The following is a 19,179-nucleotide window of genomic DNA, read 5'->3' as shown; positions in this document are numbered from 1 at the left end:
CATGACGCGCTTTTCGCTCCTTTCCAAAGCCCTTCCCGCCGCCCTTTTCGCCGTCGTGGCCCTGAGCCTGTCGGCCTGCGGCTTCACGCCCCTGTACGGCCCCCAGTCGGTCACCAAGGGACTCAGCGCCATAGAGGTGGTCGCACCGCCTGGACGCGCCGGCTATCTGCTGCGCGAGAAGTTGGACGACGCCTTCGCCCGCGACGTCAACGTGCTGCCATCCCACCGGCTGATCTACACCATCAGCGAGCAGCGCTACGCGCGCGGCGTCCGCGTCGACAACGTCGCCAACCGCTATGAGTTGAGCCTGACCGCCTCGTGGCAGCTGATGGACTCCAAGACCGGAAATCCCGTGCGGTCGGGCGTCACCAGCGCCGCGGTGACCTACGACTCGGCCGACCAGCCCTATTCCTCCATCGCCGCCCAGGAGGACAGTCAGGAACGCGCCGCGACCGAGCTGGCCCGCCGGATCCAGATGGAACTGGCCACCTGGCTCGCGGGCAAGGCCAAGGCTTAAGGTCTCGATCTTGTTTTCGCGCGTCCTCTTCACGCGAACCGGCTTTCACTTCGCTCGAGCACGCTGGCCATGATCCTGTCGAAACGACCGGACATCGAACGCTTCCTGCGGGACCCGGCCGCCGACATCCGCGCCGTGGTCATCTACGGCCGCGACCGCGGGGTGGTGCGTGACCGCGCCGACCAGCTGGCCAACAAGCTGTTCGCGCGCCCCGACGATCCGTTCGACACCGCCCAGCTGACGGAAAGCGACCTGGACAGCCAGGCCGGCAAGCTCGAGGACGAGCTTTCGGCCCTGTCGATGATGGGCGGCCGGCGGCTGGTGCGTCTGCGGCTGACCGGCGAGAAGGGCGGTCCCGACAAGCAGGCGGCCGAGGCCCTCACCCGCCACGTCGAGGGCCAGCTGAACCCGGACGCCTTCTTCCTGATCGAGGCCGGCCCCCTGGGCCGCGACTCCACCCTGCGCAAGGTCGCCGAAAAGGCCGCCGGCGCGGCGGTGATCCCCTGCTACGAGGACGAGGCCGGCGACCTGGCCCGTCTGGCCCGCGAGACCCTGGCCAAGGACAAGGTCAGCCTGAACGGCGAGGCCATGGACCTGTTCGTCTCGCGCCTGCCCAAGGAGCGCGGCGTGGCGCGCGCCGAAATCGAGCGGCTGGCGCTCTATCTGAACCCCGGCAGCGGCGTCGTGGCCACGCCGGCCGATCTGACCGACTTTCTGGGTGTCGAGCCCGAGGCTTCGCTGGGCGACGCCGCCATCGACGCCTTCGGCGGACGCGTGGGTCCCGCCCAGGCCGGCCTGCGCCGCGCCGCCGCCGAGGGCGAGGGCGGACCCGCCGCCGTGCGGGCCATGGGCTATCACCTGGGCCGGCTGCGCCGCACCCTGACCCTGCACAAGAACGGCGTCGACCTGGCGGCCGCCGCCAAGGCCTCCGGCGTGTTCTGGAAGAGCGAGCGCGAGTTCCTGCGCCAGGCCCGGGCCTGGACCCTGGATCAGCTGCTGGTGGTCCAGGCCGAGGTGCTGGCGGCCGACAAGGCCTGCAAGACCTCCGGCTCTCCCGACCAGCTGATCTCCGAGCGCCTCGCCCTGCAGATCGCCGGCAAGGCCCGGCGGCTGGGTCTCTAGCGCGGCTCGACAGGCGAGTCGGCGGCTTCGTCAAACCGCCAGCCGCTTCATCCACAGGAATTTGCCGAATCCAGCCTTTGGAGGGGCCGACCGAATTTTCGGTCTATGTCGGCGTTTCCCTTTGGATTTCAGCGTCTTGCTGGAAACTCCGCGCCCAGGCGGCCTCAATTCTGGCGAACAGCTCGACCAGGGATACGGCCCGGCCTTGTTCTGCGCGCGACAGAGGACCCTCGGCGGCGCCCCCTAGTGGCCGCGCGTCAGGCGGTTGCAGAGATCGTCCAGTTGCTCGAGCGTCGCGTAGCGGATGGTCAAGGCGCCGGTCCCGCCGCGATGATCGATCTCGACGTCGAGGCCGAGCACCGACGACAGGTCGGCCTCCAGCGCCTGGGTGTCGGTGTCCTTGGTCCGAGGCGGACGGCCGCCGCTCGACTTGGCGCGAACCTCGCCGTCGGCGGTCGGCGCGCGGCGGGCCAGGGCCTCGGCGTCGCGAACCGACAGACCCTTGTCGATGACCTCGCGCGCCAGGGCGGCCGGGTCGGGCACGTTGGCGATGGCGCGGGCGTGGCCGGCGGTCATCTCGCCCGAGGTCACATAGTGCTGGACCGAGTCCGGCAGCGACAGCAGGCGCAGGGTGTTGGCCACGTGGCTGCGGCTCTTGCCCACGGTCTGGGCGATCACTTCCTGGGTCTGGCCGAACTTCTCGATCAGCACCTTGTAGCTCAGCGCCTCTTCGATCGCGTTGAGGTCGGCGCGTTGGACGTTCTCGATGATGCCGATCTCCAGCACCGCCAGGTCGTCCAGCTCGCGGATCATGATCGGGATGGTCTTCAGGCCGGCGCGCTGGGCGGCCCGCCAGCGGCGCTCGCCGGCGACGATCTGGTACTCGCCCGAGGCGCCCGGCGCCGGTCGCACCAGGATCGGCTGCAGCACGCCCTTCTCGCGGATCGAGTCCGCGAGTTCTACCAGGTCTTCCTCGCGGAAGGTCCGACGCGGCTGTTCAGGATTGCGGCGGATCAGCTCGATCGGAGCCTCGCGCGAACCGGCGCTGGTGTCGCCCGGAGCCTGGGCAGGCGCGGAATCGACTTCGCCGAGCAAGGCGGAAAGCCCGCGACCCAGACCACGACGACCTTCAGACATCCCCGGCTCTCCCACCACGACCGACTCCCTCACGCGCTCAACACTCAATTTCGACAATGACTTGGATGGTTATCCTCAGACGGTGCTCAAGCCGCCTGGGAAAGCCTCGACTTCTCGCGGCTGATCACCTCGCGCGCCAACCGCAGGTACGCTTGGCTGCCGGCGCATTTGAGGTCGTAGAGCAGCACGGGCTTGCCGAAGGACGGGGCCTCGGACACCCGGACGTTGCGCGGTATGACCGCGTCATACACCTTGTCGCCGAAGTGTTGCCGGACATCCTTGGCCACCTGGTCCGACAGGCTGTTGCGGCGATCGTACATGGTCAGCACCACGCCCTGGATCTCCAGCTTCGGATTGAGGCTGCCGCGCACCCGCTCGATGGTCCGCATCAGCTGGGTCAGGCCTTCCAAGGCGAAGAACTCGCACTGCAGCGGCACGAACACCGCGTCGGCGGCGGTCATGGCGTTGACGGTCAGCACGTTCAGGGACGGCGGGCAGTCGATCAGCACATAGGTGTAGGGACCGTTGGCGCGAAGGGGCTCCAGCGCGTCGCGCAGGCGGTAGGAACGGCGCGCCTGTTGGCCCAGCTCGATCTCGACGCCCGACAGGTCGGCGTCGGCGGGGATCACCTCCAGGCCCGGCAGCTCGGTCTTGACCGCGGCGTCGATCACCGGCGCCTCGCCCATCAGCACGTCGTACAGGGTGGTGCGGCGCTGCAGGCGGGTGATGCCCAGGCCGGTCGAGCAGTTGCCCTGAGGATCCGCGTCGATCAGCAGCACGCGCTCGCCGCAGGCCGCCAGGGCGGTGCCCAGATTGATCGCGGTCGTGGTCTTACCCACCCCGCCCTTCTGGTTGGCGATGGCGAGGACGCGCAGCGGTTGGTCAGACTTTACGGACACTCTTAAGCCCCTTCACTTGCACGATCTGGCCTCGCGGGTCGCTCAGGGATGGCCGCAGGGTCGACTCGAATTTCCAATATGTAGCGGCCTCGGCCAGCTCAGAAGCGACATCTTGTCCCTTCAGGAACCAGCCGATCGCGCCGCGCTTCAGGTAGGGCTGGGCGTACCCGAGCAGTCTGACCATCGGCGCGCAGGCCCGCGCGGTCACGACGTCGACCTTCAGGTCCAGCTCTTCGGCGCGGGCGTTGTGGATCTCGACGGGCAAGTCCAGATCGTCGGCCACGGCCCGCAGGAACTTGCAGCGCTTGGCCATGCTCTCGACCAGGTGAACCTTGGCGCCCGGCGTGTCCTTCAGCAGGATCGCCAGCACCACGCCGGGCAGGCCGGCGCCGGCCCCCAGGTCGGCCCAGGTCTTGGCGTCGGGGGCCAGCCGCAGCAGCTGGGCGCTGTCCCAGGCGTGGCGGTTCCAGTAGGTGGCGATCGTCGCCGGGCCCACCAGGTTCATCACCGCGTTCCACTCGGCCAACAGGGTCTGGAAGCGGATCAGGTCGGCCAATTGCGCGTCGGTGCAGCCCGTCAGCCGCTGGAAGGCGGCGGCGTCGACCGGGTCCAGGTCCTCGATGACCAGGGGCGAAGCGACAGCCGACATCAAGCGGCCTTCGCGCGGCGGACGTGGGCCAGCAGGGCCGTCAAGGCGCCCGGCGTCACGCCCTCGATCCGGGCCGCCTGGCCCAGGGTCAGGGGCTTCACCCGCGCCAGCTTCTCGCGCACCTCGTTCGACAGGCTGCCGACCAGGCCGTAGTCGAGATCGGCCGGCAGGCGCAGGTCCTCTTCCTTGCGGAAGGCTTCGGCGTCGTTGCGCTGGCGGTCGAGATAGCCGGCATAGGCCGCCTCGATCTCGATCTGCTCGCGGGCCATGCCGCTCCACGCTGAAATCTCCGGCCATACCGAAGTCAGGCCGTCGAGGGTGACGTCGGGCAGGGCCAGCATGGCCAGGACGTCGCGACGCTGGCCGTCGTGATTGACCTTGAAGCCGGCGCGATTGGCCTCGGCCGGGGTCAGGGTCACCGAACGGGCGAAGGCGCGGACGGTCTCCAGCTCGGCCTTCTTGGCGGCCCAGGCCTCGGCCCGGACCGGACCCACCACGCCCAGGTCCAGACCCTTGTCGGTCAGGCGCTGGTCGGCGTTGTCGGCCCGCAGGATCAGGCGGAACTCGGCGCGGCTGGTGAACATCCGATAGGGCTCGGTGACGCCCCGGGTGACCAGGTCGTCGATCATCACGCCGATATAGGCCTCGTCGCGAGCGAAGACGGCGGGCTCCCGGCCCCGCGCCGCCAGCGCCGCGTTGAGCCCGGCCATCAGGCCCTGGGCGCCGGCTTCCTCGTAGCCCGTCGTGCCGTTGATCTGGCCCGCCAGGTAGAGCCCGGGCAGACGCTTGGTCTCCAAGGTCGGGTAGAGCTCGCGAGGGTCGACATAGTCATACTCGATCGCATAGCCGTACCGGATGACCTCGACGTTCTCGAGGCCCGGCATGGTGCGCAGGAACAGCAGCTGGGTTTCGGCCGAGACCGAGGTCGAGACGCCGTTCGGATAGACCGTGTCGTCGTCCAGGCCTTCCGGCTCCAAGAACACCTGGTGGCTGGTCTTGTCGGCGAAGCGGACGACCTTGTCCTCGATCGACGGGCAATAGCGCGGGCCGATCCCGGTGGCGCGGCCGCCATAGACCGCCGACTCGCCCAGGCGCTCGGCGATGATCTTGTGGGTTTCGGCCGTGGTGTAGGTGATGCCGCACTGGATCTGCGGCACGTCCACGTGGGTCGTCAGGAACGAGAACGGCTCGGGCTGTTCGTCGGCAGCCTGCATCTCCAGGCGGTCCCAGGCGATGGTCTTGCCGTCCAGGCGGGCGGGCGTGCCGGTCTTCAGGCGGCCCATGTCGAAGCCGAGGGCGTAGAGCCGGTCCGACAGGCCGATCGACGGCGCGTCGCCGACCCGGCCGGCCGGGGTGCGGGTCTCGCCCTGGTGGATGACGCCCTTCAGGAAGGTGCCGGTGGTCAGGACCACGCGGGAAGCGCGGTAGACCCCGCCCTCCCCGTCGATCACCCCGGCCACGACGCCGTCCTCGACGATCAGGTCCTCGGCCGCGGCGGCGATCACGTCGAGGTTCGGATAGGCGAACAGCTCGGCCTGCATGGCCTGGCGATAGAGCTTGCGGTCGATCTGCGAGCGCGGACCGCGCACGGCGGGGCCCTTGGAGCGGTTCAGCAGGCGATACTGGATGCCGGCCTTGTCGCCCATCCGGCCCATCAGGCCGTCCAGGGCGTCGATCTCGCGGACCAGGTGGCCCTTGCCCAGGCCGCCGATCGCCGGATTGCACGACATCTCGCCGACGGTCTCGCGCTTGTGGGTCAGCAGCAGGGTGCGCGCGCCGGCGCGGGCCGACGCGGCGGCGGCCTCACAGCCGGCGTGACCGCCGCCGATGACAATGACATCCCAAGTGTTGGACAAGCTTGCGCGCCTCGAATGCGAACGCCCCCGTCTCGGCGGGGGCGTATTAGCCTTATACGCGAGACTCCCCGCAGCGGCGAGTCGGTCACGGGTGTTTCACGTGAAACACGCCCGAGACATCTGTGATCAGCCTGTGGACAGTTCAAGCCGATGTTTCACGTGGAACATCACTTCCCGATGCAGAAGCTTGAAAACACTCGATCGAGCACATCCTCGGGATCGATGCGGCCCGTGATCCGCGAAAGGGACCGCGCGGCCAGGCGAACATCCTCGGCGGCGAGTTCGACTTCCAGCCCCACGTCGGAAAGGGCGCGCTGGAGATAGGTGCGCGCCTCGGTCAGGCTTTCGGCGTGGCGGATCCGCGTGGCGGCCGGAAACTCGGCGCCGGACAGGGCCTGGATCACATGAGCGGTCAACGCCGCCCTCGCCTGCTCCGCGCCGCCGGGCTTGCGGGCCGCCAGTTCGATCACCGCCAACCCACGGGCCGACAGAACCTCGCGCAGTTCAGCCAGCCGAACGGCGTCGACCAGGTCGGTCTTGTTGACCATCGCCCAGTCTCCAGGCTGAACGACATCAAGCTCCTCGTCCTGTTTCACGTGGAACATCGCGGCGTCGACGACCCAGAGCCGCAGATCCGCCTCGGCCGCCCAGGCCCGCGCCCGGCGCACGCCCTCGGCCTCGATCGTGTCTTCCGTCGTCCGCAGGCCGGCCGTGTCGGCCAGCAGGGTCTTGTAGCCGCCCAGGGTCAGCGGAACCTCGATGATGTCGCGGGTCGTGCCCGGCGTGGAAGTGACGATGGCCGCGTCGCGCTCGACCAGGGCGTTCAGCAGGGTGCTCTTGCCGGCGTTCGGCGCGCCGACCAGGGCGATCCGATAGCCGTCCCGCACACGGCGGCCCCGCGAGGCGTCGGCCAGGGCGGCGCCGATCTCGGCCTCCAGGGCCTCCAGGCCCGGGCGGGCGCGGGCGGCCACGTCCTCGGGCAGCTCTTCGTCCGGGAAATCGACCGCCGCCTCGAGCATGGCCAGGGCCTGGACCAGCAGGCCGCGCCAGGCGTCATAGCGCTGGCTCAGCGCGCCGCCCAGCTGGCCCAGCGCCTGGCGACGCTGGGCTTCGGTCTCGGCGTCGATCAGGTCGGCCACGCCCTCGGCCTGCGTCAGGTCCAGCTTGCCGTTCTCGAAGGCGCGACGCGTGAACTCGCCCGGCTCGGCCAGGCGCAGGCCTTCGGCGGCCAAGGCTTCGAGCAGCGCCTCGACCACGGCCCGTCCGCCGTGCACGTGAAACTCCGCGGCGTCCTCGCCGGTATAGCTGGCCGGCCCCTGGAACCAGAGCACCAGGGCGTCGTCCAGGGCGATCCCCTCGCGGGTTAGCCGGCGCAGGGCCGCGCGGCGGGGCTTGGGCAGATCGCCGGCCAGGGCCCGCACGGCGTCGGCGGCGCGCGGTCCGGAAACCCGAACCACGGCGACGGCCGCCCTGCCCGCGCCGGTGGCCGGCGCGTAGATCGTGTCGTTCATTCCGACTTGCCGCCCATGCCCCCGACCGCCGCTCCGGCCGCCGCGGTCATCAGTTTGCGGAATTGGTCCTGGGCCCCGGCCCCGAACGCCATCCAGTTCTTCATCAGCTCCTCGGGCGCCAGCATGGCCATGTTGGAGGTCATCCGCTCCTGCATTTCCTTGACCAGATGATCGTTCAAGGCGCTCACATCCGGCAGGCCAAGGAAGGCGCGGGCCTCCACCGGCGTGCAGTCAATCTCAATGGTCATCTTCATGATCTGGGGTTCCCTGCCGCAGGGGCACGATATTGTTATGCCCTGACCGCATCGGCGCACGTTAGAGCGCTTCGGTCGAAAGTCCCATCGACGCCTGCTGGATACGGAGAGCCCCATGTCCGAGACCCTCACGATCACCACCCCCGACGGCGCCTTTTCGGCCTATGTGGCGCGCCCGGCAACCTCGGCCCCCGCTCCGGCCGTCGTCGTCATCCAGGAGATCTTCGGCGTCAACAAGGTGATGCGCGACGTCTGCGACGGCCTGGCCGCCCAAGGCTTTATCGCCGTATGCCCCGACCTGTTCTGGCGCATCGAGCCGGGCATCGACATCACCGACCAGAGCGAAGCGGAGTGGAAGCGGGCGTTCGAGCTCTACAACGCCTTCGACGTCGACGCCGGCGTCTCGGACATCGCCGCGACCATCGCCGCCGTCCGCGCCGTGCCCGGCGTCAACGGCAAGGTCGGCGCCGTCGGCTACTGCCTGGGCGGCCTGCTGGCCTTCCTGACGGCGACCCGCACCGACGCCGACGCCAGCGTCTCCTACTACGGCGTCGGGATCGACAAGCACGTGGCCGAGGCCGAGAAGCTGGCCCGGCCCCTGCTGATGCACATCGCCGAAGAAGACCAGTTCGTACCAAAGGAGGCCCAAAAGGTGATCCTCGACGCCCTGAAGGATCACCCGCAAATTGAAATCCATACTTATCCAGGCCGCGACCACGCCTTCGCCCGGGTCGGCGGCGCGCACTACGACGCGGCGGACGCCGGTAGGGCCAACGCCCGCAGCCTGGCCTTCTTCAAGTCCAACCTGGCCTGACCGTCATGCTGGCCATACAAGCCGTCCGCACCGGCGGTCCCGAAGTGCTCGAGGCCGTCGATCTCCCCGTCCCCGCCCCCGGTCCGGGCCAGGTCCTGATCCGCCACCAGGCCGTGGGTCTGAACTTCATCGACACCTATCACCGCGGCGGCCTCTATCCGATGAAGATGCCGGCGGTCCTGGGGCTGGAAGCGGCCGGGATCGTCGAGGCGCTGGGCGACGGCGTCACCCGGTTCAAGGTCGGCGATCGGGTCGCCTATAACGGCACGCTGGGCGCCTATGCCCAGGCGGCCGTGGTCCCGGCCGACCGCGCCGTGAAGGTCCCGAACGGGGTCAGTCTGGAGACCGCGGCGGCCGTCCTGCTCAAGGGCATGACCGCCGAGTTCCTGGTCCGGCGCTGCCATAAGGTCGAGCCGGGTGAGACCGTGCTCATCCACGCGGCGGCCGGCGGCGTCGGTTCGATCCTGGTGCAGTGGGCCAAGGCCTTGGGCGCGACCGTGATCGCCACGGTCGGCTCGGAGGCCAAGGCCGCTCTGGCGCGCGGTCACGGCGCCGATCATGTCATCCTCTACGGCCAGGAAGACGTCGCGGCTCGGGTGATGGAGATCACCGGCGGCCAGGGCGTGGCCGTGGTCTATGACGGGGTCGGCAAGGACACCTTCGAGGCCAGCCTCAAAAGCCTGGGCCGGCGCGGCGTGCTGGCGACCTTCGGCAACGCCTCGGGTCCGGCGCCGGCGATCGCGCCGCTGGAGCTGGGGTCCAAGTCTCTGTTCCTGACCCGGCCGCGCCTGTTCGACTACATCGTCACGACGGCCGAGCTGGACGAGAGCGCCGCGGCGCTGTTCGCGGTGCTGGCGTCCGGCGCGGTGAAGATCGAGATCGGGCAGACGTTCCCGTTGGCGAAGGCTCGGGCGGCGCACGAGGCGCTCGAGGGACGGCGGACGACGGGGGCGACTCTGTTGATTCCGTAAGTTGCGGATGGGGACATGCACTCATGCCCCAGCTCTGGCCGGGTTGCAGAGGGCTTGCCGTGAGTGCGTGTCCCCAACTGATCCGCTGAGCTTGCCGGCCTTGGAACGGGGCAGTCTGGATGCGTCGTGGATGTCGTTGGGGACACGCACTCATCCCACGGTCGGGGTCGATTGGCGGAGGCCTTGGCATGAGAGCATGTCCCCGGCGGGGATCGGGCCGCGTCCATCCCCGCCAGCGCCGAGAGAAACCTGAACGATCCCAACGCCCAGAAAAATAATCAGCGTCACAAGTCCTCGGCGTTCAAACCGCCCGCATACTAAACCCGTCTCCATCACGGGGAGGGCTCTTGGTACCGGCCCAAGCAGGCGATGGGGATGGAACCGAGCAGGGCCGCCTGGCCTTGGCGATCGGATCGCGTTTGGCGGCGGGGCTCAGAAGGCTCCAAGGCCCGGCGGGGACGATGGCGGGACAGGCGGGTTGACGGGGCCGGGAGTTCAAACCGGCCTGTTCGAGGATCAACGGTTTCGCGGAGCGGTCAGGTCTAGCCGAAACGCACACTCAAACTCACGGTCATCCGGGCTGGGCCCGGACCGCTCCGCGCCTCCCCATCCACTCGTCGCGAAAGCCCGAGATCGAGAAGCCGTGCCTGCCACGCCGTGCCCGCGAACACTTGCCCCCACCGGGCGGCTTCGCCGCCTGTCCGCCCCCACAGGGGGCGGAGGTACAAAAAGGGGCGGCTGGATTGCTCCAGCCGCCCTTCCTGTTTCACGTGAAACACCAAGCTTAAGTGTTCATGCTCTGGAAGAAATCGCCGTTGGTCTTCGACTGACGCATCTTCTCCAGCAGGAACTCGATCGCGTCCGAGGCGCCCATCGGGTTGAGGATGCGGCGAAGGACGTAGGTCTTCTGCAACTGGTCCTTCGGGGTGATCAGCTCTTCCTTGCGGGTGCCCGACTTCAACACGTCGATGGCCGGGAAGATGCGCTTGTCGGCGACCTTGCGGTCCAGGACGATTTCCGAGTTACCGGTGCCCTTGAACTCTTCGAAGATCACTTCGTCCATCCGGCTGCCGGTATCGATCAGGGCGGTGGCGATGATCGACAGCGAGCCGCCCTCCTCGACGTTGCGCGCCGCGCCGAAGAAGCGCTTGGGGCGCTGCAGGGCGTTGGCGTCGACGCCGCCGGTCAGCACCTTGCCCGACGACGGGACGGTGGTGTTGTAGGCGCGGCCCAGACGGGTGACCGAGTCCAGCAGGATGACGACGTCGCGCTTGTGCTCGACCAGGCGCTTGGCCTTTTCGATGACCATCTCGGCCACCTGCACGTGACGGGTCGCCGGCTCGTCGAAGGTCGAGGCGATGACCTCGCCCTTCACCGTGCGCTGCATGTCGGTGACTTCTTCCGGGCGCTCGTCGATCAGCAGGACGATCAGATAGCACTCGGGGTGGTTGGTCTCGATCGACTTGGCGATGTTCTGCAGCATCACCGTCTTGCCGACCCGCGGCGGGGCGACGATCAGGCAGCGCTGACCCTTGCCCAGCGGGGCGACGATGTCGATGACCCGGCCCGAGCGATCCTTGATGGTCGGATCGGGCAGTTCCATGTGCAGGCGCTCTTCGGGATAGAGCGGCGTCAGGTTGTCGAAGTGGACCTTGTGCTTGACGTTGTCCGGGCTCTCGAAATTGATCTTCGAAACGCCGGTCAGGGCGAAGTAGCGTTCGCCTTCGCGCGGCGAGCGGATGGCGCCCTCGATGGTGTCGCCGGTGCGCAGGCCGAACTTGCGGATCTGCGAGGGCGAGACGTAGATATCGTCCGGACCCGGAAGATAGTTGGCTTCCGGCGAGCGCAGGAAGCCGAAGCCGTCCTGCACCACTTCCATGGTCCCGGAGCCCGAGATCTCCACGCCTTCCTCGGCGAGGGTCTTCAGGATCGCGAACATCATGTCCTGCTTGCGCATGGAGTTGGCGTTCTCGACCTCGAAGGTCTCGGCGAAGGCCAGCAGGTCGGCCGGGGATTTCTCCTTCAGCTCCTGCAGGGACATGGTCTTCAGACCCATGGCCGCCACGGTGGCGCTCACCTCGGATTCATCGTCGCCGGCGTCGTCGCCTTGCGGGTCGACCGAGGCGGCCAGGGTGGTCGTGTCGACCATGGGCTCTTCGGCCTCGTTGGCGGTCTCGGTCTGGTTTTCGGTTTGGTCGGTCATAGTGACACTCAACGTCGCTCGGCCCGCGAAACCGCGAGCCGGGCCTTGGTTCTAAAAACGGACTCGTCGCGGTGAGGCGGCGAGCGGGTCGCGCCATGACGACGGCGCGTATCGATCAGGGGAACAGACCTTCGAAGCGAGAGGCTCCGGGGGCGCGTCAGGACGAGCGCCGGTCCGTAAAAGGCGGGAACGGGCCGCGAGGCGACCTGTCTGTCTGGATGGGAACCACAAGCGGCCCCGCCGGTCAAGCGAAGCCGCCGGTGGTTCACGCCGGCCTAGTGGCCCAGAAACTTCGTCGTCACCGACAGAACGATGACGATGGCCGCCAGGAAAGGCAGCTCGTTGGTCATCCGCCAGAACTTCTCCGACCGGGTGTTGGTCCCGGCGGCGAAGCGCCTGCGCGCCCTGGACATGAAACCGTGCCAGCTGAACAGGAACAGCAGGGCCGCGATCTTGGTCAGGGCCCAGGGCTTCAGGTAGAAGTCCGCGCCCAGGCGCTGGATGTCGATCATCGCCAGCAGCAGGCCCATCAGCAGGGCCAGGATCATCGCCGGATTGATGATGATCCGCAGGGTCCGAAGTTCGGCCAGCTTGAACACCGCGTCCATGTCCGAGCCGGGCTGGGCCTTCATGTGATAGACGAACAATCGCGGCAGGATCAGCATGCCGGCGATCCAGGCCATCACGAAGATGATGTGCAGCCCGCGGATCAGGTCGAAATGCGGGGCCAGAAAATCGATCACGCCGAAGCTCCCTGCTTGTTCGGACATTGGGTGCGGTCGCCGCCGCAGCGCCAGGCGCAGGCGGTGACCAGGCGCTCAGGCGCGCCGAGCACGCCCTGGACGGCGCGGCCCAGGCCCGCGATGAAGCCAGGGGCCACGCCCAGGGCCGGCACGCGGACATAGACCGGACACCCGGCCTCGAAGGCCACCTGGCGATACTCGTGATCCAGCTCGACCAGGGTCTCGATGTGCTCGGAGACGAAGGCGATCGGCGTCACGATCAGGGCCAGGCCCTGTTGGCTGGCGGCGCGGATCTCGTCCTCGGTCGAGGGCCCGATCCACTTCATCGGCCCGACCCGGCTCTGATAGGTGACCCGCCAGTCCCAGCCTTCGCCGAGCTTGGCGGCCACCGCCGCGGCCGTGGCCTCGATCTGTTGCTGATAGGGATCGCCGCCCAGGATCACCTTCTCGGGCAGGCCATGGGCCGAGAACAACAGGCGCGCCGGACCCGGACGTCCGGCCTTGTCGTAGGCGGCCTTGATCAGATCGGCATGCGCCTGAACCAGGTCCTCGTTCACCGGATAGCAGCAGACCGTCGAGATCCGGCCTGGGCCCTTGCGATAGGCGCGCTTCCAGGCCTTCAGCGACGAACCGGTCGTGGTCGACGAATACTGCGGATAGAGCGGCAGCAGCACGACCTCGTCCGGGGCGAAGGCCTTCACGGCCTTGGCCGTCTGATCGGTCAGCGGCTTCCAGTAGCGCATGGCGATGAAGCAGCGGGTCTCGGCGTCCGGGAACCGCGCGGCCAGATCCGCCTCCAGCGCCTTGGCCTGCTTCTCGGTTTCCGGCAGCAAGGGCGAACCGCCGCCCATCAGGGCGTAGTTTTCCTTGGCCGACTTTGCGCGCGTTCCGGCGATCAGGGCGGCGATCGGATAGCGCGCCACCGCCGGCAGGCCGATGATCGCCGGATCACGGAACAGGTTGAACAGGAAAGGCCGCACCGCGTCCGGCCCGTCGGGCCCGCCCAGATTGAACAGGACGACGGCGATCCTGCGCCTCTTCCCCTGCAAACCGGTCACTTCCCGGTGACCCGGGCCAGCACCGCCTCGACATGGGCGATCGGCGTATCCGGCAGGATGCCGTGACCCAGGTTGAAGATGTAGGGACCACCGCCCCACTGTTCCAGAAGCTGATCGACCCGCGCCAGCAGGGCGTCGCCGCCGGCCCGCAGCAGCAGCGGATCGAGCGCGCCCTGGATGGCCTTGGTCTTCTGGATGGACTGGCCCAGCGCCGCCGACGCCTGGGTGTCCAGCGCCACGCCTTGCACCGGCGCGACCCTGGCGTAGGTCTCCACCAGCGTCCCGGCCCCGCGGGGGAAGCCGATCACCGGCGTGGTCACGCCCTTGGCCCGCAGGCCCTCGACGATGGCGGTGTGAGGCTTGGTCACCAGGCGGTCGAACAGCGGCTCGGACAAGCCCTCGGCCCAACTCTCGAACAGCTTCAGCACCTGGGCGCCCGACGCGGCCTGCATGGCCAGGTAGTCGATGGTCGCGTCGACCAGCACCTGGATCAGGGCGTCCAGCTTCTCGGCGTTCTGGTAGGCGAAGGTCCGCGCGCCGGAGCGGTCGCTGGAGCCGCCCTCGATCATGTAGGTCGCCACGGTCCAGGGCGCGCCGGCGAAACCGATCAGCGCCCGCTCGGGCTCCAAGGCCGAGCGTACGCGGCTGAGCGTCTCGCCTACCGCGCCCAGCGCCTGGCCGGCCTGACCCGTCAGGTCGCGCATCGACTCGATGGACGGCAGTTCGCCCAGCTTGGGCCCCTCGCCCGCCTCGAACCACACCTTCTGGCCCAGGGCCTGGGGGATCAGCAGGATGTCGGCGAAGACGATGGCCGCGTCGTAGGGAAACCGCCGCATCGGCTGCAGGGTCACCTCGGCGGCCTTCTCCGGGTTCAGGCAGAAATCGATGAAGGTCGGCTCGGTCGCGCGGACGGCCCGATACTCCGGCAGATAGCGTCCCGCCTGGCGCATGAACCACACGGGCGGACGTTCGGCCTTTTGGCCATCCAGGACGGAAAGGAGCTTGGGCTTTTCGAGCAAGGTCATGTCAGGCCTTAAATCCCGTCAGGCCCGTGGGCTCAAGCCCGTATCGCCCCGGAGGCCTTCTTCCCTTCTTCCTTCTCTCTTTAAGAAGATTTTAAGGAAGATTGTAGGAGATGGTGGGCAAGTGCCAAACGGGGAAAACCCGTGTGCGGCGCACCATGCCCCCCGTCCATCGCAAAACCATCCCAGCTCGACCCACATGTGGGCGCGGGCCTGTGAACTCTGGGGACAAGCCGCTAGAGCTTCGTAATTCCTAATGAAACGTTAAGATGGCTAACGGCGTCGTAACCATGAGCGTTTGCTCATCCCCGCCTTGGGGGAATCGGAAACGCACCGGCTGTGGAGGTCATCCGAGACTGGGGATTGTCCGGCATCAATGTGACCGTTTAACACAGGGTCAGTTCGACGCGCCGTAACGAGCCGGGATTCACCCCCGCTCATCCCCAGGGGCCAAGCCAGTGGTTAAGCAACCGTTAACGGATGATCCACAGGACACTGGGGTCCCCGAGGGCGAAAGAGCCGCGCCGCGCTTCGCGACCTACTTCCATATCCACCTGGTGTCGGACTCGACGGGCGAGACCCTGAACGCCATGGCCCGGGCCGTTTGCGCCCGTTTCACCGACATTCTGCCGATTGAACACATCTACGCCCTGGTCCGTTCCACGCGCCAGCTGGACCGGGCGCTGGAGGAGATCGCCGGCGCGCCGGGCGTTGTCATGCACACGATCATCGACCCGAACCTGCGCTCGGCCCTGGAGGAAGGCTGCCGGCGGTTGGAGATGCCCTGCATCGCCGCTCTCGACCCGGTGGTCAGCGCCATGTCGCGCTATCTGGGCGCGCGGATCTCCACCCGGGTCGGCGCCCAGCACGCGCTGAACAACGACTATTTCGACCGCATCGAGGCGCTGGACTACGCCATCGCCCACGATGACGGCCAAGGCGGCCAGGACCTGACCCAGGCCGACGTGATCCTGGTGGGCGTGTCGCGCACCTCCAAGACCCCGACCTGCATCTATCTGGCCCATCGCGGGGTGCGGGCCGCCAACGTGCCGCTGGTGCCGGGCCGCCCGCCGCCCGAGGAACTGTTCACCCTGAAGAACACCCTGATCGTCGGCCTGATGACCTCGCCCGAGCGGCTGATCCAGATCCGCCGCAACCGCCTGCTGTCGCTGAAGGAGAACCGCGAGAGCGACTATATCGACACCGACGCGGTGCGGCAGGAGATCATCAGCGCCCGCCGGCTGTTCGAGCGCCAGGGCTGGCCGATCATCGACGTCACCCGGCGGTCGGTCGAGGAGACGGCGGCGGCGATCATCAACCTGCTGTCGGGCGGCCGCGGCCAGGTCGAGGTGCTGGGATGACCTCATCTTCCCCCACCCCCGTCACCCTCGCCTCCAAGAGCTCGGCCCGCCAGGCGATCCTGCGCAACGCCGGCGTGGTGTTCGAGGCGGTGGGCTCGGGCGTCGACGAGGACGCCGCCAAGGCCGGCCTGCTGGCCGAAGGCGCCTCGCCGCGCGAAGTGGCCGACGCCCTGGCCGAGCTGAAGGCGTTCAAGGTCTCGACCAAGCGGCCCGGCCTGGTGATCGGTTCGGACCAGACGCTGGAGCTGGACGGGACGCTGCTCGACAAGGTCGACACCGTCGAGGCCGCCCGCGAGCGGCTGATCCAGCTGCGCGGCAAGGTCCACAAGCTGCACTCGGCCGTGGTCGTGGCCCGCGACGGCCGGCCGATCTGGCGGGTGGTCGAGACCGCCCAGCTGTCGGTTCGCCCGTTCAGCGACGCCTGGCTGGACGACTATCTGGAGCGCAACGGACCCGACGTCCTGTCCTCGGTCGGCTGCTACTTCCTCGAGGGCGAGGGCGTGCAGATGTTCGACCGCATCGACGGCGACTATTTCGCCATCCTCGGCCTGCCCGTCGTGGGCCTGTTCGATTTCCTGCGTCTTCACGGAGCCCTCCAGGCATGAGCGCTTCTCAAGACGTAAGAATTGGCGGAGCCGCGACCGTCGCCGGTGTTTGCGGCCAGCCGATCCGCCATTCGATGAGCCCGGTGATCCACAACGCCTGGATCGCCGCGGCCGGGCTGAACGCGGCATATGTCCCGTTCGCGCCGGGCGAGGACAATTTCGAGACCTTCGTCGAAGGCCTGCGGGGCGGCGCCATCCGGGGGCTCAACGTCACGATCCCGTTCAAGGAGCAGGCCCTGGCCTGCGCCGACCGCTGCAGCGACCTGGCCAAGCTGGCCGGGGCGGCCAACCTGCTGATCTTCGAGGCCGACGGGACGATCGTCGCCGACAACACCGACGGCCCGGGCCTGATCGGGGCCATCGCGGCCCAGGCGCCGGGCTTCGACCTGACCACCTCGCCGGTGGTGATCCTCGGCGCCGGCGGCGCGGCCCGGGGCGCGGCCGCCGCCCTGGCCCTGGCCGGGGCGCCGCGCGTCAGCATCGTCAACCGCACCTTCGTCCGGGCCGAAGCCATCGCCACCTCGATCGCCAAAGCCAAGGGGGGCGTGGTCGAGGCCGCGTCGGAGGACGAGCTGGACGCCCTGCTGGCCCAGGCCGGCCTGGTGATCAACGCCACGTCGCTGGGTCTGGGCGGCGGCGCGGGCCCCGCCGCGCGGCTGGAGCTGACGCCGAAGAACGCCGTGGTCGTCGACATGGTCTACAAGCCCCTCCGCACCGAGTTCCTCCGCCGCGCCGAGGCGGCCGGCCGCCGCACGGTGGACGGACTGGAGATGCTGCTGCGCCAGGCGGTCCCCAGCTTCGAAGCCTTCTTCGGCGTGACGCCGCCGGCGGGGGTCGATGTCCGGGCCCTGGCCCTGGCCCAGCTCGGAGACGCCGCGACATGATCGTCCTGGGCCTGACCGGTTCGATCGGCATGGGCAAGTCGACGACGGCCAAGATGTTCGTCGAGGCGGGCGTGCCGGTCTACGATTCCGACGCGGCCGTCCATGCGCTCTACGCCGCCGGCGGGGCGGCGGTCGCGCCGGTCGAAGCGGCTTTTCCGGGGGTGGTGATCGACGGGGCCATCGACCGCGCTCGGCTCAGCGCCGCGGTGATGGGAAATCCCGAAGCCCTGGCTGTGCTGGAATCGATCGTCCACCCGCTGGTCGGCGCCCATCGCATCGGCTTTTTCGAGGACGCCCAGGCCAAGGGCGCCGACATCGTCGTGCTCGACATCCCCCTGCTGTTCGAAACCGGCGGCGAGAAAAAGGTCGACAAGGTCGTGGTCGTCTCTGCCCCCGCCGACATTCAGCGCCAGCGGGTCCTGGCCCGGCCGGGCATGGATCCCGCCAAGTTCGAGGCCATCCTGGCCCGCCAGACGCCGGACGCCGAAAAGCGGGCCCGGGCCGATTTCGTGATCGACACCGGCCGGGGCCTGGAGGCCGCCCGCGATCAGGTCCGCGACGTTCTGACTCGCCTTCGCGCCCCGGCCCCGCTTGAAGGCGGCGGCGAACAGGGTCATTGAAATCCGATGGCGCGGGAAATCATCCTCGATACCGAAACCACCGGCTTCGACCCCAAGACCGGCGACCGGCTGGTCGAAATCGGCTGCATCGAGGTGGTCGACTACATGCCCACCGGGCGGTCGTTCCACGAATATTGCGACCCGCTGCGCGACATGCCGGCCGAGGCCGAGAAGGTGCACGGCCTGTCGTCGGCCTTCCTGACCGGCAAGCCCAAGTTCCACGAGATCGCCGACAAGTTCCTGGAGTTCGTCGGCGACAGTCCGGTGATCGCCCACAACGCCGCCTTCGACCGCAGCTTCGTCAATTTCGAGCTGGAGAAATGCGGCCGCGCGCCCATCGTGGAGAGCAGCTGGGTCGACACCCTGGCCATGGCCAAGAAGCGCTTTCCGGGCATGTACAACTCGCTCGACGCGCTGTGCAAACGCTTCAAGATCAGCCTGGACAGCCGCGACAAGCACGGCGCCCTGATCGACGCCCACCTGCTGGCCGAAGTCTATCTCGAGCTGCAGGGCGGCAAGGAACGGGCCCTGGAACTGACCCAGGTGGTCGCCGTCACCGCCGTCTCGGCCGCCCGCGCCGGTTCGTACGGCGCCCGGCCCCGGCCGCTGGCCCCGCGCTCGACCGAGGAAGAACGCCAGATCCACGCCGCCTTCGTGCAGAAGAACCTCAAGGACAAGGCCGTTTGGATCCAGTTCGGCGTCGGGGTCGTGATCGAGGGCTGAGGCCCTCCGCCCCCTGTGGGGGCGGACAGACCGCGAAGCGGTCAGGTGGGGGCAAGTGTTCGCGGGCACGGCTTCTCGTTCTCACGCGGCGGGCCGCTGAGCGGATGGAAAGGGTCGCGGAGCGCCGGACGACGTCCGGAGAACTTTGAACAAATACCGTTTCGACGAAGCCCGATCGCTCCGCGCCACCGTTATCCGGAAGCCCGCGACGCTGAGCCCTGTTAGGGCCT

Annotated in this window: 19 protein-coding genes; 9 read left to right on the top strand and 10 right to left on the bottom strand. The window is 68.4% G+C overall.

What is annotated here, in order from left to right; genetic code table 11:
* The first annotated feature begins 1 nt into the window (after position 1).
* Together lptE and holA are read left to right on the top strand one after the other, a co-directional pair.
* Entirely contained in the window at positions 2-517 is a 516-nt protein-coding gene (gene lptE / locus ASD21_RS03490; RefSeq protein ID WP_056436886.1) for an LPS assembly lipoprotein LptE, read from the top strand.
* Between the two features lie 69 nt (positions 518-586).
* Entirely contained in the window at positions 587-1,639 is a 1,053-nt protein-coding gene (gene holA, locus ASD21_RS03485) for a DNA polymerase III subunit delta (RefSeq protein WP_056436882.1), read from the top strand.
* Positions 1,640-1,882: 243 nt separating this feature from the next.
* On the opposite strand, the gene ASD21_RS03480 is transcribed toward holA, so the two are convergent.
* The 6 genes from ASD21_RS03480 to ASD21_RS03455 all read right to left on the bottom strand — a co-directional run bounded on the left by ASD21_RS03480 (position 1,883) and on the right by ASD21_RS03455 (position 7,945).
* A complete protein-coding gene (locus ASD21_RS03480) occupies positions 1,883-2,776 on the bottom strand; it encodes a ParB/RepB/Spo0J family partition protein (protein ID WP_056436879.1) in 894 nt (297 codons plus the stop codon).
* Between the two features lie 86 nt (positions 2,777-2,862).
* Positions 2,863-3,675, bottom strand: a complete 813-nt coding sequence (locus ASD21_RS03475) for a ParA family protein (protein ID WP_056436876.1) — start codon at positions 3,673-3,675, stop codon at positions 2,863-2,865.
* A complete protein-coding gene (gene rsmG, locus ASD21_RS03470) occupies positions 3,659-4,324 on the bottom strand; it encodes a 16S rRNA (guanine(527)-N(7))-methyltransferase RsmG (protein WP_056436872.1) in 666 nt (221 codons plus the stop codon). The genes ASD21_RS03475 and rsmG overlap by 17 nt, the downstream gene beginning before the upstream one ends.
* The gene (gene mnmG, locus ASD21_RS03465; RefSeq protein WP_056436869.1) at positions 4,324-6,180 is read right to left on the bottom strand and encodes a tRNA uridine-5-carboxymethylaminomethyl(34) synthesis enzyme MnmG; all 1,857 of its coding nucleotides are present in this window, start codon (positions 6,178-6,180) and stop codon (positions 4,324-4,326) included. Before mnmG ends, rsmG begins: the two co-directional genes overlap by 1 nt.
* Positions 6,181-6,347: 167 nt before the next feature.
* Complete coding sequence (gene mnmE / locus ASD21_RS03460) at positions 6,348-7,691, bottom strand: tRNA uridine-5-carboxymethylaminomethyl(34) synthesis GTPase MnmE (RefSeq protein ID WP_056436866.1); 1,344 nt, start codon at positions 7,689-7,691, stop codon at positions 6,348-6,350.
* On the bottom strand, positions 7,688-7,945 hold the full coding sequence (locus tag ASD21_RS03455; protein ID WP_056436862.1) for a DUF6489 family protein: 258 nt from the start codon (positions 7,943-7,945) through the stop codon (positions 7,688-7,690). Before ASD21_RS03455 ends, mnmE begins: the two co-directional genes overlap by 4 nt.
* A 115-nt stretch (positions 7,946-8,060) precedes the next feature.
* Between ASD21_RS03455 and ASD21_RS03450 the strand changes: the two genes are divergently transcribed.
* Positions 8,061-8,759 (top strand): dienelactone hydrolase family protein, encoded by a 699-nt coding sequence (locus tag ASD21_RS03450; RefSeq protein WP_056436858.1) that lies wholly within the window; start codon positions 8,061-8,063, stop codon positions 8,757-8,759.
* 5 nt (positions 8,760-8,764) lie between these two features.
* A complete protein-coding gene (locus tag ASD21_RS03445; RefSeq protein ID WP_056436855.1) occupies positions 8,765-9,730 on the top strand; it encodes a quinone oxidoreductase family protein in 966 nt (321 codons plus the stop codon).
* A gap of 784 nt (positions 9,731-10,514) precedes the next feature.
* On the opposite strand, the gene rho is transcribed toward ASD21_RS03445, so the two are convergent.
* The 4 genes from rho to hemE form a co-directional block, all read right to left on the bottom strand.
* Complete coding sequence (gene rho / locus ASD21_RS03440) at positions 10,515-11,879, bottom strand: transcription termination factor Rho (protein ID WP_442856941.1); 1,365 nt, start codon at positions 11,877-11,879, stop codon at positions 10,515-10,517.
* Between the two features lie 329 nt (positions 11,880-12,208).
* The gene (locus tag ASD21_RS03435) at positions 12,209-12,676 is read right to left on the bottom strand and encodes a CopD family protein (RefSeq protein WP_082554611.1); all 468 of its coding nucleotides are present in this window, start codon (positions 12,674-12,676) and stop codon (positions 12,209-12,211) included.
* Entirely contained in the window at positions 12,673-13,725 is a 1,053-nt protein-coding gene (gene hemH, locus ASD21_RS03430) for a ferrochelatase (RefSeq protein WP_056436845.1), read from the bottom strand. The genes ASD21_RS03435 and hemH overlap by 4 nt, the downstream gene beginning before the upstream one ends.
* A gap of 5 nt (positions 13,726-13,730) precedes the next feature.
* Complete coding sequence (hemE, locus tag ASD21_RS03425) at positions 13,731-14,759, bottom strand: uroporphyrinogen decarboxylase (protein ID WP_056436842.1); 1,029 nt, start codon at positions 14,757-14,759, stop codon at positions 13,731-13,733.
* A 455-nt stretch (positions 14,760-15,214) separates the two neighbouring features.
* On the opposite strand from hemE, the gene ASD21_RS03420 reads away from it, so the two are divergent.
* The 5 genes from ASD21_RS03420 to dnaQ are packed head-to-tail and all read left to right on the top strand — an operon-like array spanning position 15,215 to position 18,949.
* Positions 15,215-16,117, top strand: coding sequence for a pyruvate, water dikinase regulatory protein (locus tag ASD21_RS03420; RefSeq protein WP_056436839.1), 903 nt, complete (start codon positions 15,215-15,217; stop codon positions 16,115-16,117).
* Positions 16,114-16,722 (top strand): Maf family protein, encoded by a 609-nt coding sequence (locus ASD21_RS03415; RefSeq protein WP_056436836.1) that lies wholly within the window; start codon positions 16,114-16,116, stop codon positions 16,720-16,722. Before ASD21_RS03420 ends, ASD21_RS03415 begins: the two co-directional genes overlap by 4 nt.
* Positions 16,719-17,606, top strand: a complete 888-nt coding sequence (gene aroE / locus ASD21_RS03410) for a shikimate dehydrogenase (RefSeq protein WP_056436833.1) — start codon at positions 16,719-16,721, stop codon at positions 17,604-17,606. Before ASD21_RS03415 ends, aroE begins: the two co-directional genes overlap by 4 nt.
* Positions 17,603-18,226 carry a dephospho-CoA kinase gene (coaE, locus tag ASD21_RS03405; RefSeq protein WP_056436830.1) on the top strand — a complete coding sequence of 208 codons (624 nt, stop codon included), beginning with the start codon at positions 17,603-17,605 and terminating at the stop codon, positions 18,224-18,226. Before aroE ends, coaE begins: the two co-directional genes overlap by 4 nt.
* 6 nt (positions 18,227-18,232) lie before the next feature.
* The gene (gene dnaQ / locus ASD21_RS03400; RefSeq protein ID WP_056436827.1) at positions 18,233-18,949 is read left to right on the top strand and encodes a DNA polymerase III subunit epsilon; all 717 of its coding nucleotides are present in this window, start codon (positions 18,233-18,235) and stop codon (positions 18,947-18,949) included.
* The last annotated feature ends 230 nt before the right edge of the window (positions 18,950-19,179 follow it).

Origin of the sequence: Caulobacter sp. Root1455 (assembly GCF_001426905.1) — a bacterium.
Classification (GTDB): domain Bacteria; phylum Pseudomonadota; class Alphaproteobacteria; order Caulobacterales; family Caulobacteraceae; genus Caulobacter.
The sequence above is the reverse complement of the archived record's forward strand: the minus strand, read 5'-3'. Positions and strand labels throughout refer to the sequence as shown.